Source organism: Nocardiopsis sp. NPDC101807, assembly GCF_044766605.1.
Classification (GTDB): domain Bacteria; phylum Actinomycetota; class Actinomycetes; order Streptosporangiales; family Streptosporangiaceae; genus Nocardiopsis; species Nocardiopsis tropica.
Map to the genome: position 1 here is coordinate 55,877 of NZ_JBIWMK010000014.1, position 26,041 is coordinate 81,917.

Below are 26,041 nucleotides of genomic sequence, written 5' to 3' on the forward strand. Positions count from 1 at the left end.
CCCGCGGGCGCGGCCGGGGATCCCGGCGCGCCCCGCACACCATCCTCAGCTCCCGCCGGACCCCGGCGGGGAGGCCACATCCAGGAAGGGGCTCACGCCTTGCGCACTCTGTACCCGCCCATCGAGCCGTACGACTCGGGCATGCTCGACGTCGGCGACGGACACCGCGTCTACTGGGAGCTGTGCGGCAACCCCGCGGGCAAGCCCGTGGTGTTCCTGCACGGCGGGCCCGGCGGCGGCTGCGTCCCCGACCACCGGAGGCTGTTCGACCCGGCGCGGTACCGGATCCTGCTGTTCGACCAGCGCAACTGCGGCCGCTCCACGCCGCACGCGGGCCAGATGGACACCGACCTGTCCACCAACACCACCTGGGCGCTGGTGGAGGACATGGAGCGCCTGCGCGAGATGATCGGCGCGCAGAGCTGGCAGGTCTTCGGCGGCTCCTGGGGGAGCTGCCTGGCACTGGCCTACGCGCAGAAGCACCCGGAGCGCGTCAGCGAGCTCGTCGTCCGCGGCATCTTCACGCTCCGGGACGAGGAGCTGCGCTGGTTCTACCAGGAGGGCGCCTCGAACCTCTTCCCGGACCTGTGGGAGTCCTACCTGGCGCCCGTTCCGGAGGAGGAGCGCGACGACCTCGTCGCCGCCTACGCGCGGCGCCTCGCCTCCCCCGACCGGGAGGTCCGGCTGGAGGCGGCCCGCGCGTGGAGCGTGTGGGAGGGGTCCACGGTGACGCTGCTGCCCGACCCGTCCCTGCGGGAGCACCACGCGGACGAGGAGTACGCGCTGGCGTTCGCCCGTATCGAGAACCACTACTTCGTCAACAAGGGGTTCCTGGAGCCGAACCAGCTCGTGGACGGCGCCGGGGCGATCCGGCACATCCCCGGCGTGATCGTGCAGGGCCGGTACGACGTGTGCACGCCGGTGCGCACCGCCTACGACCTGCACAAGGCGTGGCCCGAAGCGGAGTTCCACATCGTGGACGACGCCGGTCACGCCTTCAGCGAGCCGGGCATCCTCGACCGCCTCATCGAGGCGACCGACCGCTTCGCCGGAGAGTGAGCCCGGGGCCCGGGGCGCCCGTCACGGGGCCCCGGGCGGCCGGTTCCGTGAACCGGGGTCCCGGGTCGGGGTCCCCGCCCCGCGGGATCCCGCTCCGGGGCCGCGCTCAGTAGCGGGCCCGGCAGGGGCCCTCCTGGGCCGGGACGTCGTCGGCGGGGCCGGTCAGCGCGAGCTGCGCGCGGCCCCGGTGCCGCGACAGGTTCCACGAGGCGAGGCCCTCGTCCCCGTCGTCCAGGCGGTGCGCGATCCCGGCCAGGGCGCACCCGCGGTCGCCGCCCTCCAGCTCCGCCAGGGCGGGCAGGGCGTCGGCGGACAGTTCCCGCAGGTACCACGTGTCGACCCGCGCCAGCTCCAGGTCGTGGTGGCTCTCCGCGATGCGCAGGTCGGGGTTGCCGTAGGCGAACACCGCCAGGGCGACGCCGGCCAGGGCCGCGGTGCCCCGGGGCAGCCAGGCGGCCCCGCGGCCCAGGGTGTTGAGCACCCCGGCCGCGATCACCAGTCCGAACACCCCGGCGCTCCACAGGATCCACGCCTCCGCGCTGATCCGCAGCCGTGTCAGGCCGAAGGTGTCGATGTAGAGCTGGAGCCGCATCATGGCCGAGGCGAGGATGACCAGGGTGAGCACGCACAGGAGCCCGAGCAGGGCGTTGCGCAGTGTCCGGGTGGCCGCGGGCCGGGACGGCAGGACGTACACGGCGACCGCGATGACGCACAGCACCAGCAGGCTGACGACCACCAGCTGGAAGAAGCCCTGGCGCGCGTACTCGGCGTAGGTGACCCCGGCGACCCGCTGGACGTGGTCGTCGCCGCCGAACATGGCGACGGCCTGCACCCCGAGGAACGCGGTGAACAGGGCGACCAGCGCGCCGAGCGGGATGGTCCACACCCAGACGGGCAGCGAGGGGGACGCGGGCCCGGCCCCGGTGGAGCGGGCGGGGGCGTTCCCCGCCGGGGCGCGGCGGCGCCTGGCGGCCAGGACGGCGGACCCGGTGAACAGCACGGTCGCCAGCGTCGCGAACAGCCGGGAGAACCCGTCGTAGAACGTGTTCCCCGAGAACGCCCCCTCGAACAACCGCGCCGCGTAGCTCGCGAAGACCGCGTCGGCGAAGGAGAACAGCAGGCCGAAGACGAGCAGGAGCACGCCGGTGACGAGCGTGGTGAGCAGGACGGGTCCGGCCAGGCGCCGCCCGCGGCCGCTGCGCAGGGGGCCCATCAGGAACCGGGGGGTGGAGGGCAGGTTGCGGAACAGGCCGAGCGAGCCGCTGACGACCCCGGCCGCGCCCTCGCGCGAGGAGGGGTTGCGTGCGGAGAACGCGAGCGAGGCGAAGAAGAAGGACGAGGTGAGCGTCCAGAACAGCACCCAGCCCGCGTCGCGCAGGGCCGCCGTGAGGAGCAGGGCGGCGGCGATCACGCCGTAGACCGCCGACCAGGCGCGGGCGTGGCGGTCGGGGCGGGGGCCGGAGGCGTCGGGGGCCGGCGCCGGGGCGTCCGGCGTTCCGGTGGGGGACGGGGCGGGTCCGGACGGCGCGGCGGCCGCGCGCTCCTCCGCTTCGTCCTCCCGGGAGTCCTCGGTCTCCTGTGCGGTGTCGGCCGTCCCCGCCGCGAGGGCGGAGCCGTCCTCCTGGGCGTCGGCGTCCTCCGGTGCCTGCGCGTTCCCGGTCTCCCGGGTGTCTCCGGTCCCTTGCGCGGCGCCGTCCTCTCGGGCGTCCGCGTCCTCCCGGGCGTCCCCGGTCTCCTGTGCGGTGCCGGCCGTCCCCGCCGCGACGGCTGTGGCGTGCGTCTGTGCGTGCTCCGGATCCGGTCCTCCGGAAGCCCCCGTCCCCGCGTCCCCGGAGCCGTCATGCACGGCTTCGACGTCCCCCGCGCCGGAGGCGTCGGGGCGCGACTCCCCGGAGCGGGGGGTCCCGCCCTCCCCGCCGGTCCCGGGCCCCCGCGACCCGCCCGGCTCCTGTGCGGCGGGGACGTCCGCCTCCGGGGGCGCCCCGGAGGCGCGCCCGTCCGGCTCCCCGCCGGGGGCGCCGTCCGGGACGGGGGGACGCGCCGCGAGGGCGGTCAGGGCGGTCAGGCCCGCGACCGCTCCCGTGATCACGATGCCGAGCCCCGGGCGGTCGAGCGTCGCCAGGAAGGCCGCCACCACGCCCACGCCGAGCAGGGCGAGGGGGAGCCACACGGGCGCCTCGGGCAGGGGGATCCGGGGCCTCGCCCCCCAGAAGTCCTGCTGGTACAGCTGCGCGTAGCTCTGCCGGTTCCGGGCGGGGTACGGGTCGTGCGGCGGATACGCCGGGTGCGGGTGGGCCGTGTACCCGGGCCGACCGTCCGCCCCGGACGCGTCCCCGGGCTCGCGCGAGGCCCCGGCGGAGGGTCCGGGCACGGACCCTCCGCCGGGACCCCGCACGCCCCCGCCGGCCGTGTGTTCGCTCGGCATGCCACCCCTCCCCGCGACGGCCCGGACGGCCCGTGCTGTCGTGACAGTGGGACAGCCGGAGGGCGTCCACGGTTCACCGAATGCCCGACCCGTGCCCTCAAGTTCTGTATGGGGCTGTATGGGCGGATCGCCTCGGCCCCTGGGGCGACGGGCCCTCCCCGGCCGGGGAGGCGGACCGGGGCGTGTTCCGTGGATGCGCCCGTCGCGAGCGGCGCATCCGCAAGGCCGGAGGAGGGGCCGGGGCGGGGTCCCGCCGACGGAGGAGAACGCCGCGAGGGGCGTGCCGGACGCGCCGCGCGGCGGGGCGGGTGTCCGGGGGCGGCTCGGGCTCGGGTCCCGGGACCGGCCACGCGAGGAGCACACGAGCATGCGGGTCGAGATCGACGACGACCGGTGCGAGAGCAGCGCCCTGTGCATGGGCGCGGCGCCGGAGGTGTTCGAGGTCCGCGACGACGACTTCCTGTACCTGCTGACGGAGGAGTCCGCGGCCGGGTCCCACGAGGGCGTCCGCCGGGCCGAGCGGTCGTGCCCCGAGCGGGCCGTCACCGTGCCGGAGTGACCCCCGCCGCGGCCAGGGCCTCGTCCCACGTCGTCGGCTTCTCCAGCAGGCCGCGGTAGCGCATCGTCCGGGGCGTGGACCGCAGCCCCAGCACGCCGGTGAGCACGCCGCCCCGGCCGAGGAAGGCCACGAACTTTCGGTCCTCCGGTGAACCGTGCACGAAGGCGACCTGATCGGCCGGTGCTCCCTGCCCCAGCAGCTGGAGCTTCATCTTGTATTGGTCCGACCAGAAGTAGGGCACGGGGGTGAAGGGCGTGCGCCCCTCCCCGGCGAGCAGGTTGCGGGCCGCGGCCTCGCCCTGCTCGCCCGCGTTGGTCCAGTGCTCCAGCCGGATCCGGCCGCCGTAGCGGGGGTGCGGCCAGTTCGCGAGGTCGCCGACCGCGTACACGCCCGGCACCGCCGTCTGCGAGTACCGGTCGCACGCGACCGCCCCGTCGGCGAGCAGCTCCACCCCCGACCCGCGCAGCCACTCGGTGTTCAGGTGCACGCCGATCCCGGCGACCACCAGCGACGCCTCCACGGCGCTGCCGTCGGCCAGCCGGACCCTCTCCACCCGGCCGTCCCCCTCGAACCCGGCCACGCCGACGCCGAGGCGCACGTCGACCCCGTTCTCCCGGTGCAGCTCGGTGAGGAGCCCGCCGATCCGCGGGTCCACCACGCGGGTCAGCGGCGTCGCCGCCGCCTCCACCAGGGTCACGTCCATGCCCGCGGCGCGGGCGCTCGCGGTGACCTCCGCGCCGACGAAGCCCGCGCCGACCACCACGAGGCGGCCCCCGGGGACGAACGCCGCGCGCACCGCCTCGGCGTCGTCGAGGGTGCGCAGCACGTGGACCCCGGCCAGGTCGGTGTCCGGGCGCCGGGCCCGCGCCCCCGTGGCGATGACCAGGCCGTCGTAGCGCACGGTCCCCGCGGCGCCGCCCGGACCGGAGACGGTCACCTCGCGGGCCGCGGGGTCCAGGGCGACCGCGCGGGTGCCCGTGCGCAGGTCCAGGTCGAGGGCGTCGACGGCCGCGTCGTCGCGCAGGCGCAGGGCGCGGTGGCCCGCCAGCCACCCGGGGCCCCCACCGGAGGGGTCCATGCCGACGCCGGTCAGCACCTCCTTGGACAGGGGCGGGCGCGAGTAGGGGCGGTGCGCCTCCTCGCCGAGGAGCGTCAGCCGCCCCTCGAACCCTTGCGCGCGCAGCGCCTCGGCCGCGTGCAGCCCCGCCATCCCGGCGCCGACGACGACTATCTCGTTCAGGGTGTCCCGCACGGTGCTGTGCCTTTCGGTGGCCCCTCCCGGGGAGGGGGACGTCAGAGTGGGCGGACCTCGCCGACGGGGGCGCCACCGCCGTGGACGTCCACGCGCAGCCGGTCCTGGACGGGGGAGACGTCCACACCGAGGGTCCGCAGCGCGTCGAGTGCGACCAGGGTACGCGCCCGCTCCTCTGCGTCCCCGTCGCTGATCTTGACCGCGACGGTCTCGCCCGTGGCCGCGCAGAGCACCAGGACGCCGTCGGCACCGATCTTGGAGACCAGGCCCGGCATCCGGGTCATCAGGTCGGTGTCCACGCGGCCGGGGCCCGACACGTACTCGGGGTGAGCGCTCATCGCGTCCAGGACGGCCCGCTCGCGGCCGTCCCCGGGCGCGGTGCGCATCCGCCACAGGCCGCGGGCCAGCCCGGCCAGGGTCACGGCGAGCTGGGGCGCGCCGCAGCCGTCCACGGCGGTGTGCGCGACCTCCTCGCCGCACACCTCCTCCGTGGTCTCGCGGACGAGCACCTGGAGGGGGTGGTCCGGGTCGAGGTAGTCGCCGGTGCTCCACCCGCGGGCGACGCACGCGGCCAGCATGGCGGCGTGCTTGCCCGAGCAGTTCATGAGCAGGCGCTCGGGTTCGCGCCCGGCGCGGACGAACGCGGTGCGTGCCCCGGAGCCGCCCGGGACCGCGGGCGGGCAGCCGAGGGCGTCGGGGGTCAGGCCCGCGGCCGCGAGGATGCTCCTGGCCTCGTCCGCGTGGAAGTCCTCGCCGCCGTGGCTGCCGGCCGCGATGGCGAGGGAGGGGCCGGCGAGGGGTGCGCCCGCGCGCAGCGACGCCAGGGCCTGGAAGGGCTTGGCGGAGGAGCGCGGGAACATGGGCTGGTGCACCGGGCCGCGGGCGTAGGCGATGGCGCCGGACGCCGTCAGCCCGACGACCGCGCCGTAGTGGACGCTCTCGCGCATACCGGACCGGACGACCTCCGCCAGGGGGACGTACTCGGGCAGCGGGCTCTGGGGCATGCGGGCTCTCCTCGACGATGAGGTCCGGTGTTCGTGGGGTGTCCTCCGGCGGGCGGACACGCGTAAGAACGTTACATAACCTCCCTTTCTTCCGTGTGTCCAGGTGGCCCGCCCCGGTACGGCCGGGCCCCGGCGGCCCGGGTCCCGCCGCCGGTCGGCGGGGCGCCGGGCGGGGATTCCGCCCTGGAGCCGGCCGTGTCCCCGGACACGGTCGGCCCGGGCGACGCGTGCTGGGGGTTCGCTGTCGGACGCGGGGAGTAAGGTCGATGCCGGTACGCACCAGGAGAAACGGCCTGTGGCACGGCGCGACGAAGGAGTGGGGCACACGATGGGAACGCTGCGGATGGGCGCGCTGACCCGGCGCAGGGTCGGAATGCGGGCGGCGGACCTGGAGTACGCGGTACTCGACATGGAGACGACGGGCCTCGAACCGCGCGAGGGCGCGCGCATCGTGGAGATCGCGGTCGTGCGCGTCCGGGGCGACGGCAAGCTCGTCGAGGAGTTCAGCACCCTCGTGGACCCGCGCGCGGAGGTGGGCGGCCGGGAGTTCCACGGGATCGGCGAGGGGGACACCGTCGGCGCCCCCGTCATCGCCCAGGTCGTGCCCCGGCTGGCGGAGCTGCTCTCGGGGGCGGTCGTGGTCAGCCACAACCTCGACTTCGAGCTGCGCTTCCTCGGCTCGGAGCTGGTGCCCGCGGGGCTGCCGACGGGGCAGTCCGGGCTGTGCACGCTCCGCGCGCTGCGCTCCCAGATCGACCTCGACCGGTACTCGCTGCCCAAGGCGTCCTTCCGGCTCAGCGGTGACTGGCCGACCGGCCAGCACACGGCGCTGGGCGACGCCCGCGCCTGCGCCAAGCTCCTGGTCGAGATGATCGCCAACGCCCCGGGGGAGCTGCGCTACAACGGTCCCGCGCCCCGGACCCTGGCCGTGCCGGAGGCGGCGCCGGTGCGGGGACCGTGGGGCGTGGTCGAGCCGGTCCGCTGGAAGCCCCGCACGGCCTCGGCGCCGGGCGGCCTGGCGCCGCTGAGCCCGTGGCGGGCGACGTGGAGGCCCCGCGAGCTGGACGCCCTGCTCTGCGGCGGGGCCTTCGGGGCCACCGACCGGGCGATCGCGGAGCTGGCCGCCCAGCGCGACACCCGCTTCCGGGAGCGTCTGGCCACGGCGGCGGCCGTCACGGGCGGCATCGCCGCCACCGCCGCGGGGGGCCTGCTGGTGCGGATGGCGGGCAGCCGGGCGACGGGTTCCGCGATCGCCCGCCGGGCCGGGGTGGCCCGGGCGGCGCTCAGAGGCCGGACAGGGTGAGGAAGAAGGCCACGATCAGGGCGCTGCCCCCGAGCGTGGCCAGCAGTGCCTTGCCCTGCTCGGTGAGGCGGGCCGACTCCAGGCGGACGCGTGGAGCGGTCCCCGTGCGGCGCGCGGTGGCCACGGGCCCCTCGGCGGCGGTGCGGCCGGCCCCGGGGGCCGGGAGCCGTCCGGGCACGTAGTGGGGCAGCTTGTTGAAGAGCGCGATCGACACCAGGACGGTGCCGACGGCGAGCAGGACGAGTGACACGTCGGGGCCTCGCTCTCGGTCGGAGGGCCGCCCGCCCGCGAGGGGCGGGCGGGTGACCGATTCTTACCGATGCCGAGATGCCGTGGCGAGTCTGTTTCGACCGCACCCTGTCCAGGGTCCTCTTACGGACCAGCCCTTATGACTCAGTGCTTACAGGATCTCGCTCTGCGTGGCTGCGGGGGAGGGTTTCGGGAGGACGGTGTCGATGGTTTCGGGCTCCACCCCGAGGGCGCGGAGGACGAACCGGGTGACGAGGGCGTGGGTCTCGTCCAGATCGATCTCGCCGCTCACGAGCGGGAGGCGCTGGGAGCCGACCATCGACAGGGTGAGGCGTGCGACGGGCTCCGCGGGCAGGGGCTCGAACTCGCCGGCGGACGTCCCCTCCTCCAGGATCTCGGTCAGCAGGCGGTGCATGGGGGCGACGTGGTCGGCGAGCGCCTGGTAGGCGTCGGGGCCGAGGCTGGCGCCGAGTTCGGCGGCGGGCGGGTGCGGGTGCGCCATGATGCCCTCCAGCTGGAGGCGGACGAACGCCGACAGCCTCCGGGCCGCGGACACGCCCGAGGGGAGCTCGCGCCTGTACCGCTCCACGAACGCGCTGTTGACCTGCTCGGTGAAGGCGAGGAGCAGGGCGGGCTTGTCCGGGAAGTAGTTGTACAGGGCGGTGCGCGTGATGCCGGCGGAGTTGGCGACGTCGGTCATGGAGACGCGGTCGATCCCCTGGCTCCGGATCAGGTGGTCGACGGCCTCCATGATGCGCTCCCGTGTGCGGGCACGGTGGGCGGCGATGGTCGGTGCCGTGATCTTGGGCATCCCCCTATGGTGGCATGTCCGGTGGCCGGACCGGGATGGCCGGGAGTCCGGGGGCGGCGGTGGGCGGTCCCTCAGGCGGTCGGGGCGTGGACGCGGCCCAGGTCGGCGAACACCTCGGTGTTGAGCTGGTAGGCGAGCCGGGTCTCGGCCACGAGGCGCGCGGCGGCCGCCTCGTCCAGGTCGAGGGAGTCGAGGCGCTCGCGGTACCCGGCCCGGAACCGGGGAAGGCTGCCGAGCGCGTCGAAGACGTAGAAGGCGACGCCCGCCCCGTCGGACAGGCCGTAGGCCCCGGCGGCGGCGCGGCGGATGAACTGCCCGCCGGACACGTCGCCCATGTAGCGCGTGTAGTGGTGGGCGACGAACCCCTCGGGGTGGTCGGCCATCTGCTCGATCCGCGCCGCGTAGGTGCGGGTGGCCGGACCCGGCGAGATCCGTTCGCGCCAGTCGGCGCCGAGCAGGTGCTCCAGGTCGCGGACGAGCGCGGGGAGCCGTTCGAGCTCGGGGTAGTGGAACCTTCCGGCGACGGGGTCGTCCGCCAGTCTCCGGCCGACCTCCTCCAGCGCGGCGTAGGCGAAGTAGTGCTGGGCGACCATCTCGGTGTAGCCGGCCAGGGGGAGGGTGCCGTCCAGGAGGGCCCGGGTGAACCCGTGGTCCTCGGCGGCCCGGTGGTCGCCCCACGTCGCGGCCTTGAGCCGTTCGGAGAACAGCTCGGGCGAGCCGGGTGCGGCCGTCGGGGGGGCCTCGGCCGTTGCGCTCATCTGCGCTGTCCGCCTTCCGTGTCGGAAACTTTATGACATCATGTCATTTAGGTGGGAGGGGCTGTCAAGACGGATATGACGGTCTGTCGTGAAAAAATCCGGCCCCGCGCCCCTCGTGCCCCCGGGTTCGCCCCGCCCCCTCTCCCGCCCGCCGCGCGACACGGGGGTCCGGTGTGGCGCGGTCACGTCCTGCACGTGCCCTTGCATGCGCATATGCCGGTTCTGCACGGTGGTCGGGGCGGCGTCGCACCGAGCGCCCGGGACCCGGGGCGCGGCCCTCCGGGAGGCCGCTCCGGGGGCGGTTCCGGCCGTCGGCGTCGGATGTGTCTCGTTACGCCTGCTGGTCAACAGGTCGCCGGGGCGATTATCGTTTGTGTGTCGTGTGGTCCGAACCGCCGGGAAGCACCGAGGGATCCCTCGGCGCGCCGGGCGGGGCAGGCCCCCGCGGACCGGCAGACCAGAGGCGATGAGTGGATACCAGGAGAACAGGGCACGATCCCCGGACGGTGATCGGTGAGGGGGCGGCACAGGCCGCTCCCGCCAACGGCGCCGCCCCCCACGGCGGCGCCTCCCTGGGTGACGACGCCGTCCTCAACGACCGGGTGGAGGCCACCGTCGAATCGCTTGACGTCCTGCTTGTCGAAGACGACGCCGGCGACGCCTTCCTCGCCGAGGAACTGCTCGCCGACACAGCCCTGAACACCCGCATCACCTGGGTCTCCACCCTGGCGGACGCGCGTGAGCACCTGGAGGGCTTCCGCGGCTGCGTCCTGCTCGACCTGAACCTGCCCGACGCCCACGGCCTGGAACTCCTCCGCGAGATCCTGGAGGGCGCGCCGGCCGCCGCCGTCGTGGTCTTCACCGGGCTGGACGACGAACACGAGGGCGTCGCCGCGGTCGCGGCCGGAGCCCAGGACTACCTCGTCAAGGGGCAGGTCGACGGCTCCCTGCTCGGCCGCAGCCTCCGCTACTCCCTGGAGCGCCGCCGGGCCGACGAGGGCGCACGGCAGCTCCGCGAGGCGCGCATCCGCGCCCGGGAGAACATGCGCCTCGAACGCGGTCTGCTGCCCCAGGTCCTGCTCCAGCGCTCGCCGCTCAGCCACCGCGCCTACTACCGGCCCGGCCGCAAGCGCGCCCTGGTCGGCGGGGACTTCTACGACGCGGTCGAGAAGGACGGCACCACCCACGTCGTCATCGGCGACGTGAGCGGGCACGGCCCCGACGAGGCCGCCCTCGGGGTCAGCCTGCGCATCGCGTGGCGCGCCCTCATCATGGGCGGGGTCGACGAGGCCAGGGTGCTGCCCAACCTGGAGGCCATCCTGGTCAGCGAACGCGCCCAGGAGGAGATGTACGCGACGCTGTGCATGGCGAGCCTGGACACCGGCGACGACCGGGTCAGGCTCCGCGTCCTGGGACACCCGCCGCCGATGATCGTCCGGGACGGCGCGGTCGAGGAGACGCGGGTCACCCCGCAGCCCCCGCTGGGCGTGTTCCCGGTGGAGGAGACGGCCACGGACGAGGTCGTCCTGCCCGTCGGGGCGAGCGTGCTCTTCTACACCGACGGCCTCGTGGACGCCTACGACGGCGGCCCGCCCGAGCGCCTGGAGGTCGCGGGCCTGCGCCGGATGGTCACCGGCGTCCTGGACCAGGGCGTCTCACTGGCCCGCCTGCCGGAACACCTGGTGGACGAGGCGGAACGCAGCAACGGCGGCCCGCTCCAGGACGACGTGGCGATGCTGCTCATCACCCACGGAGAGTTGGAGTGAGCCCGACCCGGGAGGGAACGGCCATGGACACCGACACGACGGAGGGACCCGGGACGGACCCCGGCCCCGGTCTGCCCGGAGGCGTCTCGATCGGCGGCGGCCAGTTCGTCAACGGGGCCGACCGGGAGCGCTCGCGCCCGGCCCACGAGTCGTGGAGCCTGCGCCGCCGGGTCACCAGCCTCCTGACGGTCGTCGCCGTCGTCCTGGTCGTGGCCGTGTCCGTCATCACCCTGGCCGCCCTCAACGCCCGCGACAACCTCGCCCTCCAGGTCGACTCCCTGACCCCGGCGGTCAGCTCCGTCGACCAGACCCACTCGTCCTACCTGAGCCAGGACCACGCCCTGCGCGGCTACATCCTCACGCGGGACCGGGACTTCCTGGAGCCCTACATCGCCTCCCAGCTGACGCTGGCGGAGAACCAGGCGGCCCTCTCCGAGCTGGCCGAGGAGAACCCGGAGGTCGCGTCCAACGTCGAGGACCTGCTCGCCGCGGGTCGGCTGTGGACCGACGAGTTCGCCGAGCCCGCGCTGGAGCAGGTCAGCAACGGCCAGGAGATCTCCCGGGAGGACCTCCAGCGCGGCCGCATGCTGTTCCTGGACCTGTCCCGGATCGCCGACGCCACGACCCAGCAGCTCCAGAGCGAGATCGACCAGGCGCGGGAGGGGCTGACCCTGGCCACCCAGCAGGTCGTCGCCCTCCTCGTGCTGGTGGGGCTCGTCGTGGTGTTCCTGTCGGTGTTCCTGTGGGTGATGCTGCAGCAGTGGGTGCTGCGTCCCCTGGAGGAGCTGGCCGGGCACATGCGCCAGGTCTCGGAGGGCTACTACGCCCACCGCATCTCCCTGCACGGGCCGCCGGAGATCGTCCGGCTGGGCCGGGACGTCGACTCCATGCGCGAGCGCATCGTCCAGGACCTGGACGAGGTGGCGTCCGCCCGGCGCAAGCTCCAGGAGCAGTCCACGCTGCTGGAGCACCAGACCGAGGAGCTGCGCCGCTCCAACCTGGAGCTGGAGCAGTTCGCCTACGTCGCCTCCCACGACCTCCAGGAGCCGCTGCGCAAGGTGGCGAGCTTCTGCCAGCTGCTCCAGCGCCGCTACCAGGGGCAGCTCGACGAACGGGCCGACTCCTACATCGACTTCGCCGTCGAGGGCGCCAAGCGCATGCAGACCCTCATCAACGACCTGCTGGCGTTCTCCCGGGTCGGGCGGACCAAGAACTTCGCCTCGGTCAACCTGGACGCCGCCCTGGACGACGCCCTGAGCAGCCTGTCCACCCGCCTGGAGGAGGTGGGCGCCGAGGTCACCTGGGATCCGATGCCGACCGTGCAGGGCGACCGCACCCTGCTCACGCAGGTGTTCTTCAACCTGGTGGGCAACGCGGTCAAGTTCCGCGGCGACGAGGACCCGCGGGTCCACCTCGGGGTGGAGCGCCAGGGCGACGAGTGGGTGTTCTGCTGTGCCGACAACGGGATCGGGATCGAACCGCAGTACGCCGAGCGCATCTTCGTGATCTTCCAGCGGTTGCATACGAGGGAGAAGTACACCGGCACCGGCATCGGCCTGGCCATGTGCAAGAAGATCGTGGAGTTCCACGGGGGCAGGATCTGGCTCGACACCGGCTCCGAGACCCCCGAGGGGGCCGAAACCTCCGGCGAAGGCGACTCCGGGCAGACCGGAACCCGCATATGCTGGTCCTTGCCCGCGGATTCCGAACACGAGGACGACACGGCGGCCCTGGAGACGGGAACCGCCGGAGGCGTTCCCGGCGATATCGGAGACGAGGGCACCGAGGACGCCGAGGCCGACACCCCCGAGGCCTCGGTGCCGACGGCCGCACGACAGCCCACGGGCGACGGCGACACCGGAGCGGAGAGCACGGACGCGGACGACAGGTCCGGGGACGGGCGATCCGACCGGCCCGCCGCCGGTGGCGGTACGGTTCCCCCCGACCACGGGGTGGGGCCCTGAGTCAGGGGTCTGGAAGTTTGAGCGAGGTCATGTTGGTGCATCCCATCGAGGTGCTGCTGGTCGAGGACGATCCAGGGGACGTCCTGATGACCAAGGAGGCGTTCGAGGAACACAAGCTGGGCAACCGCCTGCACGTGGTCTCCGACGGCGTCGAGGCCCTCCGGTTCCTCCGCCGTGAGGGGGAGTTCGCCGACGCGCCCCGTCCGCACCTGATCCTCCTCGACCTCAACCTCCCCCGCAAGGACGGCAGGGAGGTGCTGGAGGAGGTCAAGAACGACGAGGACCTCGCGCACATCCCCGTCGTGGTGCTCACCACCTCCGAGGCGGAGGAGGACGTGCTGCGGAGCTACCGCCTGCACGCCAACGCCTACGTGCCCAAGCCGGTGGACTTCGACCAGTTCATCAAGGTGGTCCGCCAGATCGACGACTTCTTCGTCACCGTGGTGCGCCTGCCCAAGGGGTGACACCGGGGGACGGAGCGGACGCGCTGGAGGGGGAGCGGGTGAGCGCACCCGTTTTTCGTTACGGTTGGGGCATGAGCTTGCCGGAACCCCGTGATCCCGCTGGTCCCTACCGTGTCAGTGTGGTGTGCCTGGGCAACATCTGCCGGTCGCCCATGGCGGAGAAGGTCCTCACCGCCGACCTCGAACGCGCCGGGCTGGGAGACCTCGTCGAGGTCGACAGCTCCGGCACGGGCCACTGGCACGTGGGCGGGGACATGGACCCGCGCGCCGCGTCCACGCTGCGCGTGCACGGCTACCTGACCAACCACACCGCCCGCCAGTTCGACCCGTCCGACCTGGCCACACGCGACCTGGTCCTGGTCATGGACCTGGACAACCTCGACGAGGTCAGACGCTTCGTCGAGGAGCACGGCGACGAGCACGGCTTCGACATGTCGCGGCTGCGCCTCTACCGGTCCTTCGCGCCCGGCGGCGGCCCCAACCCGGAGGTGCCCGACCCCTACTATGGCGGCGACGACGGTTTCACCGCCGTCCTCAACATGGTGGAGGCCGCGGCCAAGGGCCTCACGAGCGAGCTCGTCACCCGGCTGCGGGGGTAGCGCGGGTGGAGGGGGAACCGATCATGTGTGCCTTCGGCGGGGACGACGGCGAGGGGCCCCGGGAGGGCCGCCGCCGGGACCCCGTCCACGGCACCATGGCCGAACGCCTGACCACCCTGCTCGGCAGGGAGGTCGGGCGCGCCGCCCGGGCGGGCAGCAGCCACGACTGGGAGATCTCCTTCGCCGAGCTCACCGACGGCACCCGCCTCTTCGTCAAGTCCCTGGTGCGCGGGGCCCCGGGAAGCGGTGTGCTCGTCGCCGAGGCGCGCGGACTCGACTGGCTGGGGCGCGCCTTCGGCTCGCCCGCCATCGAGGTCATGGCCTGGGACGACCGCCTGCTCGTCCTCCCGTGGGTCGAGCAGTGCGAGCCCACCGCCGGCGCGGCCGAGCGCCTGGGCCGCGGTCTCGCGGGCACCCACCTCACCGGCGCCGACCACTTCGGGGCCGACTGGCCGGGCTTCGTGGGCCCCCTCCCCCTGGACAACACCCCCTCCTACGACTGGCCGCGCTTCTACGCCGAGCAGCGGCTCCGCCCCTACCTGCGCCAGGCCCTGGACCAGGGCGGACTCACCCCCGGGGACGGCCGCACCGTGGAGAAGGTCGTGGACTCGGTCGCGGACCTGGCGGGCGACCCCGAGCCGCCCTCCCGCATCCACGGAGACCTGTGGAACGGCAACGTGCTGTGGCGGGCCCGGGACGCGGTGCTCATCGACCCGGCGGCCCACGGGGGGCACCGGGAGGCCGACCTCGCCATGCTCGCGCTGTTCGGCCTGCCCCACCTGGAACGGGTGAGGGACGCCTACAACGAGGTGGCGCCCCTGGCCGACGGGTGGCGCTCCCGCGTCGCCCTGCACCAGCTGCACCCGCTGCTCGTGCACGTGTGCCTGTTCGGCGCCGCCTACCGGACGACGACCCTGGAGACGGCCCGGGCCGCCCTGCGGGGCGGCTGAGGGCCGGGGCCCGGGGAGCCGCGGGCCGGCGGGCACCGCCCCTGCGGACGGTGCCCGGCGCGCGTCAGCCCTTGACGCTCCCCGCGAGCAGTCCGCGCACGAAGTAGCGCTGGAGCAGGAAGAACACGGTCAGCGGCACGACCATCGACACGAAGGCGCCCGCGGTGAGCCGGTGCCAGGCCTCCCCGCGCGTTCCGGCCAGCTCCGCGAGCCGGACGGTCAGCGGCGCGGTCGCCGTGTCCCCGCCGGTGAAGATCAGGGCCACCAGCAGGTCGTTCCACACCCACAGGAACTGGAAGATCCCCAGCGAGACCAGGGCCGGGGTGATGAGCGGGAGCACGATCCGCAGGAAGATCCGGCCGTGGCCCGCACCGTCCACCCTGGCCGCCTCGAACAGCGACTTCGGCAGCTGCGAGATGAAGTTGTGCAGCAGGAACACGCCCAGCGGCAGCCCGAAGACCGCGTGCGCCACCCACACGTTCGTGAACGCCATCGCCCCGGTCAGCTCCCACGCGGGCAGCACCTGGACGCCGCCGACCGAGACCCCCTGCGAGAAGAACCGCAGCATCGGCACCAGCGACATCTGCAGCGGGACGATCTGCAGGGCGAAGATGCCCAGGAAGAGCCAGTCCCGGCCGCGGAAGTCGATCCACGCCAGCGCGTACGCGGCGAGCGCGGCCACGCCCAGCACGAACACCGTGGAGGGGAGGGTGATGACGAACGAGTTCACCAGGTGGCTGGCGAGCCGTCCGTCGTTCGCGGAGCCGAACAGCACGTCGCGGTAGTTGTCCAGGGTCACGTCGGGGGAGGAGAGGAACGTCCACCACCCGGTCGTGCGGATCTGCTCGGCCGGGCGGAACGAGGAGATGAGCAGGCCCGCCGTGGGCAGCGTCCACACCACCGCGATCACGAGCGCGGCGAGGCCCGCGGCCGAGCCGCTGAGCCTGCGGCGCACCCGGGCCGCGGCGCCGGCGGGCCGGGGCCCCCGCCCGCCCCGGGGGCCGCGCCCCGCTCCGGTGCCCGTCGCGCCGCCCGGGCGCGGGGGGTTCTTCGTCGGGGTCATGAGAGCTCCCTCGCCTTGCGGGTGCGGCGGATCTGCAGCACCACCAGCGGGACGACCAGGACGAAGAGGAACACCGCGAGCGCGGACCCCTGGCCGGTCTGTCCCTGTTGGAAGGCCTGGCTGTACATCTCGTTCGCGATCACGCTGGTGCCGTAGTTGCCGCCGGTCATGGTGCGGACGATGTCGAAGACCTTCAGGGTCTGCACGGTGATGGTGACGAGCACGACCAGCACGGTCGGCCACACCGAGGGCAGGGTGATCCGGGTGAACAGCTGCCACGCGCCCGCGCCGTCGATGCGCGCGGCCTCGACCGTCTCGGAGGGGATGGCCTTGATGGCCGCGGACAGCACGACCATCGCGAACCCGGCCTGGACCCAGATCAGGACCAGGATCAGCAGGAAGGTGTTGAGGGGCTGTTCGAGCAGCCACAACCGCGGCTCGCCGCCCAGCCACACGACGATCTGGTTGAACAGGCCGTACTGCTCCTGGTCGGCGGGCCGGTAGGCGAAGACGAACCGCCAGATGATGCTCGCGCCGACGAACGAGATCGCCATCGGCATGAACACGAGGGACTTGGCGACCGACTCGAACCGGGAGCGGTCGATGAGCACCGCGTAGAGCAGGCCGATGGCGGTGGCCAGGACGGGGGCGAACACCACCCACAGGAGGGTGTTGCGCAGGACGAGGAGGATCTCCGGGCGCTGGAACATCCACACGTAGTTGGCCAGGCCCACGAACTCCTCCCCGGAGCGGTCGTGGAAGGACAGCACGGTGGTGCGCAGCGCCGGGTAGACCAGTCCTCCGACGAGGAGGATCAGCGCCGGCGCGAGGAAGAGGAACGCCTGCCAGCGGTCGCGTCGGGTCCGGGGCACGTCCACGAGGACGAGCAGGAGCCCGATGACGGCCAGGAAGGAGGCGATCCCGATGAGCATCCACACGATCTTGGGAAGCTCGGACAGGAACGAGTACTCCATGGAGACCCCTTGTCGGTACCAGGAGGGGTGACGGGGTCCGGCGGGACCGGGCCGGACCCCGTGCGGGGGTGGGGGAGGGGGTTACGGCCAGGCGGACTCGACGGTCTCCAGGACGTCTCCGGTGGAGCTGCCGGTGATCCAGTCGATGATGCCGGTCCAGAACACGTTGGTACCGACGGACGAGGGCATGGCGTCGCTGGCGTCGAAGTGGAAGACGGTGTCGGGGTCGTTGAGGACCTCGGCGGTGAACTGGTCCGTGGGGTCGGCCAGGTTGGCCGGGTCCAGGTCCTGGTGGGCGGAGACCCACGAGCCCAGGGAGGCGCGGCTGTTCGCGAAGGCGCCGGAGGACAGGTACTCGTGCATGGCCACGACCTCGGGCCGGTCGTCGAAGGCCACGACGAACTCGCCGCCGCCCATGATGGGCACCTCTGCGCCGGCCTCCATGGGGGGCAGGACGAACCCGTAGACGTCGGCGTCCTCACCGACCTCGACGTCGTCCTCGAACTGGGCGCCGTAGAACGAGCCCATCAGGTACATGGCGCAGCCGCCGTCGAGCAGCGGGAGGCCGGCCTCCTGGAAGGACGTGACGGCGATGCTGTCCACGCCGCCGAAGGTGCCGTTGACGTAGTCCTCGTTGCGGATGATCCCGTCGGCCAGGTCGAAGGCCTCCTCGACCTCGGGCGCGTCGAAGGGGATGTCGTGGGCGATCCAGTCGTGGTAGGCGTCGGTTCCCGAGGTGCGCAGGAGCGCGTTCTCGATCCAGTCGGTGCCGGGCCAGCCGGTGGCGTCGCCGGACTCGAAGCCCACGCACCACGGCTTGGTGCCGGACTCGGCGATGGTGTCGCTGAGCTCGATCATCTCGTCCCACGTCTCGGGGACCTCGTGGCCGTTGTCGGCGAAGTACGTCGGCGAGTACCAGACCATCGACTTCATGTTGGCGCCCAGGGGGGAGCCGTAGAGGTCGCCGTCGACGGTGGCGTAGCCCTGCCAGTCCTCGCTCCAGCCGGCCTCGACGTTCTCGCGGACGCCGTCGGCGACCGGGACGGCGTGGCCGTCGGCGGCGGCTCGCTGGAGCAGGCCGGGCTGGGGGATGAAGGCCAGGTCGGGGGCGTTGCCGCCGTCGAGGCGGATGGGCAGCTGGGCCTCGAACTCCCCGCTGCCCTCGTACTGGACGGTGATCCCGGTGCAGGCGGCGAACTCGGCCCAGGACTCCTCCAGGAGGTCGCCCTCCATGTCCCGGATGGAGGCGTAGACGTCGACGGTGCCCCCGGTGTCGGCCCACTGCTCGTAGGGGGAGCAGTCGAGGTCGGAGGTGTCGACCGTCCCGCCGCCGCCCTCGCCGCTGAGGAATCCGCACCCGGAGGCGACGAGGAGGACGGTTCCGGCCGCGGCCGCCGCGGACAGGTGGCGGCGGACCCTGGAGTCTGGTCTCGGCATGGGGGTGGTTCTCCCTTGGTCATCTGTCGGGGGCGTCGCCGGCCGGGCTCCGCCCCCGTGGGGGTCGTGTGACCCATGGCATACCTGGAAGAGATGCAAGCCCCCTTCTCTGCAAATGTCTACATATTTTGCAAAGACTTTCGTAACAATGGCGAAACGTGCTGTTCGGAGGGGGCAAACCGGTTTTCCGTCGGGCGAGGCCCTAGATTGGGGACATGGCTGACGCACCCCATGGACCGGACCGGGGAACGCCGGGGAACGGCGCCCCAGGGCACGACGGGCCCGAGCTGCACGTCGCCCTCATCGGCTACGGCAAGGGCGGGGAGGTCTTCCACGCGCCCCTCGTCGACGCGGTCCCGGGGCTGCGGCTGTCCGCCGTCGTCACCGGCGACCCGGGCCGCCGGAGCGCCGTCGAGGCGCGGTACCCGGGGGTCACCGTCTACTCCGCCGTCGCCGACCTGTGGGCCGACGCCGACCGGTACGAGATCGCCGTCGTCACCACGCCCAACGACACCCACGCGCCCCTCGCCCGGGCGGCGCTGGAGGCCGGGATGGCCGTCGTGGTCGACAAGCCCTTCGCGCTCACCGCGCGGCAGGCGCGGGAGCTCACCGACCTGGCGGACAAGCTCGACCGGGTGCTCACCGTCTACCAGAACCGCCGGTGGGACGCCGACTTCCTCACCCTGTGGAACCTGATCGAGGACGGGGCCCTGGGCCGGGTGCACCGGTTCGAGTCGCGGTTCGAGCGCTGGCGGCCCCGGCCGAAGGGGACCTGGCGGGAGGCCGGCGGGGTGGAGGCCGGGGCGGGCCTGCTCTACGACCTGGGACCGCACCTCATCGACCAGGCGGTCAACCTGTTCGGCCCGGTCGGCTCCGTCTACGCCGAGGTCGACGCCCTCCGTGAGGGGGTCAGAGCCGACGACGACGTGTTCCTCGCGCTCGAACACGTCCGGGGCACGCGCTCCCACCTGTGGATGGGCGCGCTCACCGGCCAGGGCGGACCGCGCTTTCGGGTGCTGGGCGACCACGGGGCCTTCACCAGCCACGGCATGGACGGGCAGGAGGCCCGGCTGGCGGCGGGGGAGCGGCCCGACGCCCCCGACTGGGGCGTGGTCCCCGAGGAGCGGTGGGGCGTGCTCGGGGTGGACGGGGACACCCGCCGCGTGCCGTCGGCGCGCGGGGCCTACCCGGAGTTCTACGCGGGCGTGCGCGACGCGGTCGGCGAGGGGGAGCCCCTGCCGGTGGACCTGCACGAGGTCGTCCACGGCCTGGAGGTCATCGAGGCGGCGAGGCGCAGCGCCCGCACCCGCGCGGTCGTCGACCTCTAGGGCGGGCCCCGCGGACGCGGCCGCCGGCCGCGCCCGCGCCGGGAGGACGGGACCCGGCGCGGGGGAGGGGACGCGCCTTCCTCCCCCGGACCGCGCCCCGGGGGCGCGGACGGCGGGCCGGGTCCCCCGGCGGCGTCACGGGCCTGCGGCCCCTCCCCGTGGCCCTATGTTGGGGGGAGGTTGCCCCAGGGTTTCGCCCCGAAGACCGAAGGAGACGTGTCGTGGCCCAGGTCCTCGTGGTCGCAGACGACCTCACCGGCGCGAACGCCACCGGTGCCAGGTTCGCCCGGACCGGGATGCGCGTGGCCACGGTGACCCCCGAGCACGTGAGCCAGGTCGCCGGGGACTACGACGTGGTCGTGGCCAACCTCGACAGCCGGCACGTCCCCGCCGACCAGGCCGCGGACCTGGTCACCGACGTCGTCGAAGCCGTGTGGCCGGTGGGTCTGGTGGTCAAGCGCACCGATTCCACGCTGCGCGGCAACATCGGCGCCGAACTGGAGGCCGCCTACGACGCGGTCCGCGAGCGGGTGCCCGCGGGGACGCGGGTGCGGGTGCTGTTCAGCCCCGCCTTCCCGGCGTCCGGCCGGATCACCGAGGACGGCCTGCAACTGCTCCACGGGCTGCCGCTGGAACGCACGGAGCTGGCGGTGGACCCCCTCTTCCCCATGACGACCAGCGTCGTCGCGGACATCCTCGCCGCCCAGTGCGACCTCCCCGTGCGGCACGTCCCGGTCCGGCAGGTCACCCACGCGATGCTGACCTCGGAGCTCCTGGCCGGTGACGAGCCCGTCGTGGTCTGCGACGCGAGTACCGAGCAGCACCTCACCGACATCGCGGAGGCCGCCGCCGAGGCCCACCAGCGGGACGGGGTCGTGTGGGTGTCCGTCGACCCCGGGCCGACCGGCGCCCTGCTGGCGTACGCGCTGCGGCTGCGCGGCCAGGCGGGGTCGCGCGGACCGCTGCTCGGCGTGGTCGGCAGCACCACCGACCTGACCCGGCGGCAGCTGGCCACGGTGGCGCGCACGGGAGCGGTGCGCTTCGTGGACGTGGACGCGGTGGCCCTCGCCGACCCCGGGAGCGGGCACGAGGACGAGGTCGCCGCGGAGCTGACCGACCAGCTGACGTCCTCGGGGTTCCCCGAGCTGTGCGTGCTGAGGCTGGTCACCCCGGCCGAACGGGTGCGGGCGATGCCCGCCCAGGCGCGGGCCGAACTGCCCGGCCGGATCGCCCGCCTGGTCGCCGACGTCGTCAACGACGTGGCCGACACCACGGGCGCCCACGCCCTGCCCAGCGGCCTCTACCTGACCGGGGGGGACCTGGTCGCGAGCCTGCTGGACGAGCTGGACGTGCACGCCTTCGACGTCGGCGGCGAGGTCGTGCCCCTCGCGGTGCACGGGCACCTCAGCGGAGGGCCGCTGGACGGGACCCCGATCGTGGCCAAGGGCGGTCTGGTGGGGGACGACATCACCCTCGTCGAGTGCCTGGCCAAGCTGCGGCGGGCCGTGCAGACCCGGCTGCACCAGGTGCACTCGGAGGTGTCGGAGCACGTGGTCCCGGCCCTGCCCCGCGACCTCTGACCCGCCCGGCCGGGGCCCGCGCCTCCCCCGGCGGTCCCCGGGGTCCCCGCCCTGTCGGAGCGGGCGGGGACGCCCCGGTTCGCCGCGCAGGCGCGTCGGCGCCTCCGGTGACGCTCGGCCCGCGGGCAGGGGCGGCCGTGCCTCAGGCGGCGAGTTCCGCCCGCAGGGCTTTCGTTTTTTTCGATTACGGGTAGTGTGGTCGTATGACGAGCACACTGCGCGAGCGGACGCTCCTTCCGCCGAACGACCGCTCCGAGCTGGTGCGGTTCGCCAGGGGACTGGCGGAGCCGGGGACCGCCTCCCGTGCGCGCCTGGTCGGGCCCGACCGCTCCGAGCTGGAGATCCCGGACGAGCTCTACGGAGTCCTGCGCGACGTCGTGTCGGCTCTGTCCCAGGGCCTCGCGATCTCCATCGCCCCCCACAACACGATGCTGACCACGCAGGAGGCCGCCGAGCTGCTCGGCGTCTCGCGGCCGACCCTCGTGCGCCTGCTCGAGGACGGGGAGATCCCCCACAGCATGAGGGGGCGCCACCGCCGGGTCCTGCTCCGCGATGTGCTGGAGTACCAGGAGGCCACCCGGAGGGAACGCGAACGGGTCCTGGATGAGATGGCGGCGGACGCCGAGGACGCCGGGCTCTACGATGTGACCCCGACCCCCCAGAACACCAGGTGACAGCGGTCAGCCATGGCCTTTCCCGCCTTCGTCGACACCTGTGTGCTCTATCCCGCCTACCTCTGCGACACCCTTCTCCGGCTCGCCGTGGCCGGGGCCTACCGCCCCCTGTGGTCGGCCGACGTCCTCGAGGAGCTCGGCCGGAACCTGGTTCTGCGCGGTATCGCTCCGGAGAGGGTGGACCGCAGGATCGACCAGATGAACCGCGCCTTTCCCGACGCGATGGTGCGCGGCTACGAGACGCTCGTCGCCGGGATGGAGAACGACCCGAAGGACAGGCACGTCCTCGCCGCCGCTGTGCGTGCCAACGCCGAGGCCGTCGTCACCTTCAACCTCCGTGACTTCCCCGAACCCGCGCTGAAGCCGTACGACCTGGTCGCCCTGCACCCCGACGAGTTCCTGCTGGACCAGCTCGACCTCCATCCGGGCCTGACGCTCGACGTACTGGAGGCGCAGGCCGCCTCCTACCGGAGGGAGCCGACGACGGTCCCCGGGGTCCTCGCCCTGCCGGAGCGGGCGGGGACGCCCCGGTTCGCCGCGCAGGCGCGTCGGCACCTCCGGTGACGCTCGGAGGGAACCGGTCCGGACGACCTGCCTCAGGCGGCGAGTTCCGCCCGCAGGTGGTCGACGGCGAGCTTCTCCAGCAGGTCGGACAGGACGCGGGGGTTCTCCAGCGGGCCCATGTGGCCGGAGCCGGGGACCTCCCGCACCTCCTCGCAGTTCGGGAGCAGCCCGCCGATGTGGTGCGCGTGCCACGGAGGGGTCAGCTTGTCCTGCGTGCCCGCCACCACGACGGTCGGCGCCGAGATCCGCCGCGCCGTGTCGTCCAGCTCCAGCCCGCTCATCACCCCGCCCCACCGGCCGCGCGGCACGCCGCCGCACGCGTGCACCAGCCTCGCGCACAGCCTGACCATGCGCGGATCCGCCTCCTTGCCCATCACCAGGAACTTCAGCGCCCGTGCGCTCACCGCGTTGGCCGGCCCCAGGGGGAGCGGCGCCTGGAGGAACGCCCTCGCGCCCAGGGCGCCCAGCGGTCCGGGCAGCGGGATGGCGGTGGAGCGCTTCGGCAGCTGGGTGCACCCGGTGTTGGTGAGCAGCACGGCCCCCGCCCTGTCCCGGAACACCCGGCGGCCCCCGGCGGCCATGATCGTCATCCCGCCCATGCTGTGACCGGCGACCACGGCCCGGCGCCCCTCGGGAACGGTCGCCTCCAGCACGGCGCACAGGTCGTCGGCCAGCTTGTCCGTGCTGTACCCGGCGCGTGTCAGGGGCGTCTGCGAGCGCCCGTGTCCGCGCTGGTCGTAGAGCACCACGCGCAGGTTCGGGTCCAGCTCGCGCACCACCGGCCCCCACGAGGCCAGCGACGTCGCCCAGCAGTGGGCGAGGACCAGGGTCGGCCCGTCCTCGGGGCCGCGGACCTCGGCGTGCAGCAGTGTGCCGTCGGCGGAGCGGACCTGGAGTTCGCGGGCGCGGCCCACGTGTCGGATGGCCATCGGGGTTGCCTCTCGCTCAAGGGGTGCCTCGGGGGCGCCGCCCCGGGGCGGGGACGGGGCGGCGGTCGCGCCGCGGGGGAGTCCCCCCGGGTCGGCGCGTGGCCCGGGGGGACGTTCGGGGGATCAGGCGTCGAGCTCGTCGACGTCGATCCGGGGGACGGCGAAGGGAGGGGAGCCCGCCCCGTTGACCGGGTGGCCTCCCCACAGGTTGGGTTCGCCGAGGTCGCCGGTGCCCTCGAACCCGTCCGGCGTGCGGACCACGACGGTGCGTGCGCCTTCCCGGAAGGCCGAGGTCACCTCGGGGCTCGCGGCCAGGCGGCCCCGCCACCGGTAGTCGCCGGTCAGGGGGGAGAAGTTGCCCGCGAGGTGGGCGTCCACCTCGACGGCGGCGCCGTCCTCCCCGCCGGCCGGACCGGGCAGCACGACCGTGACCGTGCCCCGGTACTCCTCCTCGTCGTCACCGAACCCGCTCATCGGCCCTCCTCCTTCTCGGTCCGCCGACCGCCCGCCCCCCGGCCGCGACGGCGGGGCGGCGGGCGCCGCGCGTGCGGTCCACCCTCAGGTCGTAGTTGTGCGGGTCGAACCAGCGGGTGCGCAGCGCGAAGTCCCACGTGAAGGTGGGCCACAGCGTCGTGTTGCGCCCCTCCTCGTTCAGGTACCAGCTGTCGCAGCCGCCGGACACCCACACGGTGCCCTCCATGGACTCGTCCACCCTGTCGTTGTAGGCCCTCTGCGCCTCCGGGCGCACGTCCAACCGGTCGAGCCCGTGCTTGCAGAGGTACTTGAGCGCCTCCATCGTGTACCGGATCTGCGCCTCGATCATGAACACCTGGGAGGTGTGCCCCAGCCCGGTGTTCGGCCCGGCCAGCACGAAGGCGTTCGGGAAGCCGGCGACCGTGGTGCCCCGGAACGCCCGCACGTCGGAGCCCCAGTGCTCGGCCAGGGAGCGGCCCCGCGCGTCGAGGATGCGCTGGGCGATCGGCGGGTCGGTGACGTGGAAGCCGGTGCCGAGGATGACGGTGTCGACCTCGTGCTCGGTCTCCCGGCCCGACGCGTCCCGGGTGACGACCGCGTGGGGGCGGATCTCCGTGATGCCGTCGGTCACCACGTCGACGTTGGGCCTGGCCAGCGCCGGGTAGTAGTCGTTGGACATCAGGATGCGCTTGCAGCCCGCCCGGAAGTCCGGGGTGAGCTTGGCCCGCAGCGCGGGGTCCTTGACGCTGCGGGCGATGTTGGCCCTGCCGAGCCGCTCCACGACGGTGAGCAGCCTCGGGTTCTTGGCGAAGCCGAGGATGTAGGTCTCCCGCCCCCAGTAGATGCTCTTGCGCGCGATCTGCTGGGTGATCGGGAAGGTCCGGTACAGCCAGCTCTCGATCCCGGTGATGTCGCGGTCGTGCCGGAACATCACCCACGGGGCGGTCCGCTGGAACAGGGTCAGGGCGCCGACCTCGGGCTGGATCCGCGGGACGAACTGGATGGCCGACGCCCCGGTGCCGATCACCGCGACCCTCCGGCCGGTGAGGTCGTGTCCGTGGTCCCACTCCGCGGAGTGGAACAGCTTGCCCTCGAAGGAGTCCAGGCCCTTGATGTCGGGGTAGGACGGGTCGGCGAGGGGACCGGCCCCGCTCACCAGGAACTGGGCGGTCACCGTGCCGCTGTCGGTCGTGATCCGCCAGCGGTTGCCGTCGGGCTCCCAGCGCGCGGACCTCACGTCGCTGCCGTGGCGCACGTGCCGGTCCACGCCGTGCTCCCCGGCCACCCGCTTCATGTACTCCCAGATCTCGGGCTGGGGGGAGAACGTGCGGCTCCAGTGCGGGTTGGGCGCGAACGAGAACGAGTACAGGTGGGAGGGGACGTCGCAGGCGGCGCCCGGGTAGTCGTTGTCGCGCCAGGTGCCGCCGACGTCGTCGGCGCGCTCCAGGACCACGAAGTCGTCCAGACCGGCCTGCTTGAGCCGGACGGCCATGCCGAGGCCGGCGAATCCCGACCCGATGACGGCCACCCGGAAGTGCGGGGGTGTTTCGGTCACGTTCTGGTCCCTTCGTGCGAACCGGCCCGGGGCGGCGCAGCCCGAGGCGGGGATGGGCCCCCGGGGGCGTGGCGCGTACGCCCCCGGGGGAGTCGCCGCCCGGAGGCGAGGCGCGTTCGCCCCCGGGAGGTGCGGTCCCCGGGGACGTGGCGCGTTTCGCCCCCGGGGGGTCGGGGCCACCGCCGGAGGACGTGGCGCGTTTCGTCCTCCGGCGGCGGGTCTGCGGGGCCGGGGACCGGCCGCGGTGCGCGGCGGTCCGGCGGCGGGGAGGGTCCGGCGGAGGGTTGCCCGCGGGTTGCG

General features: G+C 73.7%; 24 protein-coding genes. 12 read left to right on the forward strand and 12 right to left on the reverse strand.

Translation table 11 applies throughout. The features are described 5' to 3' along the window. Positions 1 to 99: 99 nt before the first annotated feature. On the forward strand, positions 100 to 1,059 hold the full coding sequence (gene pip, locus ACIRPH_RS30540; RefSeq protein ID WP_402920703.1) for a prolyl aminopeptidase: 960 nt from the start codon (positions 100 to 102) through the stop codon (positions 1,057 to 1,059). 106 nt (positions 1,060 to 1,165) lie between these two features. Here pip and ACIRPH_RS30545 read toward each other — a convergent pair whose 3' ends face one another. Then, positions 1,166 to 3,430: a DUF4153 domain-containing protein gene (locus ACIRPH_RS30545; RefSeq protein ID WP_402920706.1), complete on the reverse strand. Its 2,265-nt coding sequence runs from the start codon at positions 3,428 to 3,430 to the stop codon at positions 1,166 to 1,168. Between the two features lie 421 nt (positions 3,431 to 3,851). Here ACIRPH_RS30545 and ACIRPH_RS30550 point away from each other — a divergent pair, with 421 nt between their 5' ends. Then, positions 3,852 to 4,043, forward strand: coding sequence for a ferredoxin (locus ACIRPH_RS30550; RefSeq protein WP_402920709.1), 192 nt, complete (start codon positions 3,852 to 3,854; stop codon positions 4,041 to 4,043). Here the strand turns inward: ACIRPH_RS30550 and ACIRPH_RS30555 are convergent. Continuing rightward, on the reverse strand, positions 4,027 to 5,295 hold the full coding sequence (locus tag ACIRPH_RS30555; RefSeq protein WP_402920712.1) for an NAD(P)/FAD-dependent oxidoreductase: 1,269 nt from the start codon (positions 5,293 to 5,295) through the stop codon (positions 4,027 to 4,029). The two genes, ACIRPH_RS30550 and ACIRPH_RS30555, sit on opposite strands and share 17 nt — an antisense overlap. Before the next feature lie 41 nt (positions 5,296 to 5,336). Beyond that, entirely contained in the window at positions 5,337 to 6,299 is a 963-nt protein-coding gene (locus ACIRPH_RS30560) for an asparaginase (RefSeq protein ID WP_402920715.1), read from the reverse strand. A 328-nt stretch (positions 6,300 to 6,627) separates the two neighbouring features. On the opposite strand from ACIRPH_RS30560, the gene ACIRPH_RS30565 reads away from it, so the two are divergent. Further along, positions 6,628 to 7,602: a PolC-type DNA polymerase III gene (locus tag ACIRPH_RS30565; RefSeq protein WP_402920718.1), complete on the forward strand. Its 975-nt coding sequence runs from the start codon at positions 6,628 to 6,630 to the stop codon at positions 7,600 to 7,602. Here the strand turns inward: ACIRPH_RS30565 and ACIRPH_RS30570 are convergent. The 3 genes from ACIRPH_RS30570 to ACIRPH_RS30580 all read right to left on the reverse strand — a co-directional run bounded on the left by ACIRPH_RS30570 (position 7,583) and on the right by ACIRPH_RS30580 (position 9,420). Further along, complete coding sequence (locus ACIRPH_RS30570) at positions 7,583 to 7,852, reverse strand: hypothetical protein (RefSeq protein WP_402920721.1); 270 nt, start codon at positions 7,850 to 7,852, stop codon at positions 7,583 to 7,585. The genes ACIRPH_RS30565 and ACIRPH_RS30570 overlap by 20 nt on opposite strands. Positions 7,853 to 8,002: 150 nt before the next feature. After that, entirely contained in the window at positions 8,003 to 8,662 is a 660-nt protein-coding gene (locus ACIRPH_RS30575; RefSeq protein WP_402920724.1) for a TetR/AcrR family transcriptional regulator, read from the reverse strand. A gap of 71 nt (positions 8,663 to 8,733) precedes the next feature. Beyond that, on the reverse strand, positions 8,734 to 9,420 hold the full coding sequence (locus tag ACIRPH_RS30580; protein ID WP_402920727.1) for a heme oxygenase (biliverdin-producing): 687 nt from the start codon (positions 9,418 to 9,420) through the stop codon (positions 8,734 to 8,736). A 506-nt stretch (positions 9,421 to 9,926) separates the two neighbouring features. On the opposite strand from ACIRPH_RS30580, the gene ACIRPH_RS30585 reads away from it, so the two are divergent. From ACIRPH_RS30585 to ACIRPH_RS30605, 5 genes are all read left to right on the forward strand, one after another. Beyond that, positions 9,927 to 11,186, forward strand: coding sequence for a PP2C family protein-serine/threonine phosphatase (locus ACIRPH_RS30585; protein ID WP_402920730.1), 1,260 nt, complete (start codon positions 9,927 to 9,929; stop codon positions 11,184 to 11,186). Beyond that, a complete protein-coding gene (locus ACIRPH_RS30590; RefSeq protein WP_402920733.1) occupies positions 11,183 to 13,150 on the forward strand; it encodes an ATP-binding protein in 1,968 nt (655 codons plus the stop codon). The genes ACIRPH_RS30585 and ACIRPH_RS30590 overlap by 4 nt, the downstream gene beginning before the upstream one ends. 29 nt (positions 13,151 to 13,179) lie before the next feature. Then, positions 13,180 to 13,614: a response regulator gene (locus ACIRPH_RS30595; RefSeq protein ID WP_267946228.1), complete on the forward strand. Its 435-nt coding sequence runs from the start codon at positions 13,180 to 13,182 to the stop codon at positions 13,612 to 13,614. Between the two features lie 71 nt (positions 13,615 to 13,685). Then, positions 13,686 to 14,213, forward strand: coding sequence for a low molecular weight protein-tyrosine-phosphatase (locus ACIRPH_RS30600; RefSeq protein ID WP_402920736.1), 528 nt, complete (start codon positions 13,686 to 13,688; stop codon positions 14,211 to 14,213). A 23-nt stretch (positions 14,214 to 14,236) separates the two neighbouring features. Then, on the forward strand, positions 14,237 to 15,163 hold the full coding sequence (locus ACIRPH_RS30605; protein WP_402920739.1) for a fructosamine kinase family protein: 927 nt from the start codon (positions 14,237 to 14,239) through the stop codon (positions 15,161 to 15,163). A 64-nt stretch (positions 15,164 to 15,227) separates the two neighbouring features. Here the strand turns inward: ACIRPH_RS30605 and ACIRPH_RS30610 are convergent, their stop codons facing one another. The 3 genes from ACIRPH_RS30610 to ACIRPH_RS30620 form a co-directional block, all read right to left on the reverse strand. Further along, the gene (locus ACIRPH_RS30610) at positions 15,228 to 16,226 is read right to left on the reverse strand and encodes a carbohydrate ABC transporter permease (protein WP_402920742.1); all 999 of its coding nucleotides are present in this window, start codon (positions 16,224 to 16,226) and stop codon (positions 15,228 to 15,230) included. Continuing rightward, the gene (locus ACIRPH_RS30615; RefSeq protein WP_402920745.1) at positions 16,223 to 17,200 is read right to left on the reverse strand and encodes a carbohydrate ABC transporter permease; all 978 of its coding nucleotides are present in this window, start codon (positions 17,198 to 17,200) and stop codon (positions 16,223 to 16,225) included. The genes ACIRPH_RS30610 and ACIRPH_RS30615 overlap by 4 nt, the downstream gene beginning before the upstream one ends. An 81-nt stretch (positions 17,201 to 17,281) precedes the next feature. After that, a complete protein-coding gene (locus ACIRPH_RS30620) occupies positions 17,282 to 18,637 on the reverse strand; it encodes an ABC transporter substrate-binding protein (RefSeq protein ID WP_402920748.1) in 1,356 nt (451 codons plus the stop codon). A 215-nt stretch (positions 18,638 to 18,852) separates the two neighbouring features. On the opposite strand from ACIRPH_RS30620, the gene ACIRPH_RS30625 reads away from it, so the two are divergent. From ACIRPH_RS30625 to ACIRPH_RS30640, 4 genes are all read left to right on the forward strand, one after another. Then, positions 18,853 to 19,965 carry a Gfo/Idh/MocA family oxidoreductase gene (locus ACIRPH_RS30625; protein ID WP_402920751.1) on the forward strand — a complete coding sequence of 371 codons (1,113 nt, stop codon included), beginning with the start codon at positions 18,853 to 18,855 and terminating at the stop codon, positions 19,963 to 19,965. A gap of 221 nt (positions 19,966 to 20,186) precedes the next feature. Further along, on the forward strand, positions 20,187 to 21,545 hold the full coding sequence (locus tag ACIRPH_RS30630) for a four-carbon acid sugar kinase family protein (RefSeq protein WP_402920754.1): 1,359 nt from the start codon (positions 20,187 to 20,189) through the stop codon (positions 21,543 to 21,545). A 203-nt stretch (positions 21,546 to 21,748) separates the two neighbouring features. Further along, the gene (locus tag ACIRPH_RS30635) at positions 21,749 to 22,219 is read left to right on the forward strand and encodes a helix-turn-helix domain-containing protein (RefSeq protein ID WP_402920756.1); all 471 of its coding nucleotides are present in this window, start codon (positions 21,749 to 21,751) and stop codon (positions 22,217 to 22,219) included. Between the two features lie 12 nt (positions 22,220 to 22,231). Then, the gene (locus ACIRPH_RS30640; protein WP_402920759.1) at positions 22,232 to 22,783 is read left to right on the forward strand and encodes a PIN domain-containing protein; all 552 of its coding nucleotides are present in this window, start codon (positions 22,232 to 22,234) and stop codon (positions 22,781 to 22,783) included. Positions 22,784 to 22,815: 32 nt separating this feature from the next. Here the strand turns inward: ACIRPH_RS30640 and ACIRPH_RS30645 are convergent, their stop codons facing one another. The 3 genes from ACIRPH_RS30645 to ACIRPH_RS30655 form a co-directional block, all read right to left on the reverse strand. Next, on the reverse strand, positions 22,816 to 23,712 hold the full coding sequence (locus ACIRPH_RS30645; protein ID WP_402920761.1) for an alpha/beta fold hydrolase: 897 nt from the start codon (positions 23,710 to 23,712) through the stop codon (positions 22,816 to 22,818). 123 nt (positions 23,713 to 23,835) lie between these two features. Further along, complete coding sequence (locus ACIRPH_RS30650) at positions 23,836 to 24,186, reverse strand: DUF4873 domain-containing protein (protein WP_402920764.1); 351 nt, start codon at positions 24,184 to 24,186, stop codon at positions 23,836 to 23,838. Beyond that, positions 24,170 to 25,741, reverse strand: a complete 1,572-nt coding sequence (locus tag ACIRPH_RS30655) for a flavin-containing monooxygenase (RefSeq protein WP_402920767.1) — start codon at positions 25,739 to 25,741, stop codon at positions 24,170 to 24,172. The genes ACIRPH_RS30650 and ACIRPH_RS30655 overlap by 17 nt, the downstream gene beginning before the upstream one ends. Positions 25,742 to 26,041 lie beyond the last annotated feature (300 nt).

What these genes read in the sequence shown, in the direction of transcription:
- ACIRPH_RS30550 (WP_402920709.1), top strand. Translation starts at nt 3,852, where the DNA reads ATGCGGGTCGAGATCGACGACGACCGGTGCGAGAGCAGCGCCCTGTGC.
- ACIRPH_RS30560 (WP_402920715.1), bottom strand. Translation starts at nt 6,299, where the DNA reads ATGCCCCAGAGCCCGCTGCCCGAGTACGTCCCCCTGGCGGAGGTCGTC.
- ACIRPH_RS30565 (WP_402920718.1), top strand. Translation starts at nt 6,628, where the DNA reads ATGGGAACGCTGCGGATGGGCGCGCTGACCCGGCGCAGGGTCGGAATG.
- ACIRPH_RS30575 (WP_402920724.1), bottom strand. Translation starts at nt 8,662, where the DNA reads ATGCCCAAGATCACGGCACCGACCATCGCCGCCCACCGTGCCCGCACA.
- ACIRPH_RS30580 (WP_402920727.1), bottom strand. Translation starts at nt 9,420, where the DNA reads ATGAGCGCAACGGCCGAGGCCCCCCCGACGGCCGCACCCGGCTCGCCC.
- ACIRPH_RS30595 (WP_267946228.1), top strand. Translation starts at nt 13,180, where the DNA reads ATGTTGGTGCATCCCATCGAGGTGCTGCTGGTCGAGGACGATCCAGGG.
- ACIRPH_RS30600 (WP_402920736.1), top strand. Translation starts at nt 13,686, where the DNA reads ATGAGCTTGCCGGAACCCCGTGATCCCGCTGGTCCCTACCGTGTCAGT.
- ACIRPH_RS30605 (WP_402920739.1), top strand. Translation starts at nt 14,237, where the DNA reads ATGTGTGCCTTCGGCGGGGACGACGGCGAGGGGCCCCGGGAGGGCCGC.
- ACIRPH_RS30610 (WP_402920742.1), bottom strand. Translation starts at nt 16,226, where the DNA reads ATGACCCCGACGAAGAACCCCCCGCGCCCGGGCGGCGCGACGGGCACC.
- ACIRPH_RS30615 (WP_402920745.1), bottom strand. Translation starts at nt 17,200, where the DNA reads ATGGAGTACTCGTTCCTGTCCGAGCTTCCCAAGATCGTGTGGATGCTC.
- ACIRPH_RS30620 (WP_402920748.1), bottom strand. Translation starts at nt 18,637, where the DNA reads ATGCCGAGACCAGACTCCAGGGTCCGCCGCCACCTGTCCGCGGCGGCC.
- ACIRPH_RS30625 (WP_402920751.1), top strand. Translation starts at nt 18,853, where the DNA reads ATGGCTGACGCACCCCATGGACCGGACCGGGGAACGCCGGGGAACGGC.
- ACIRPH_RS30635 (WP_402920756.1), top strand. Translation starts at nt 21,749, where the DNA reads ATGACGAGCACACTGCGCGAGCGGACGCTCCTTCCGCCGAACGACCGC.
- ACIRPH_RS30640 (WP_402920759.1), top strand. Translation starts at nt 22,232, where the DNA reads ATGGCCTTTCCCGCCTTCGTCGACACCTGTGTGCTCTATCCCGCCTAC.
- ACIRPH_RS30645 (WP_402920761.1), bottom strand. Translation starts at nt 23,712, where the DNA reads ATGGCCATCCGACACGTGGGCCGCGCCCGCGAACTCCAGGTCCGCTCC.
- ACIRPH_RS30650 (WP_402920764.1), bottom strand. Translation starts at nt 24,186, where the DNA reads ATGAGCGGGTTCGGTGACGACGAGGAGGAGTACCGGGGCACGGTCACG.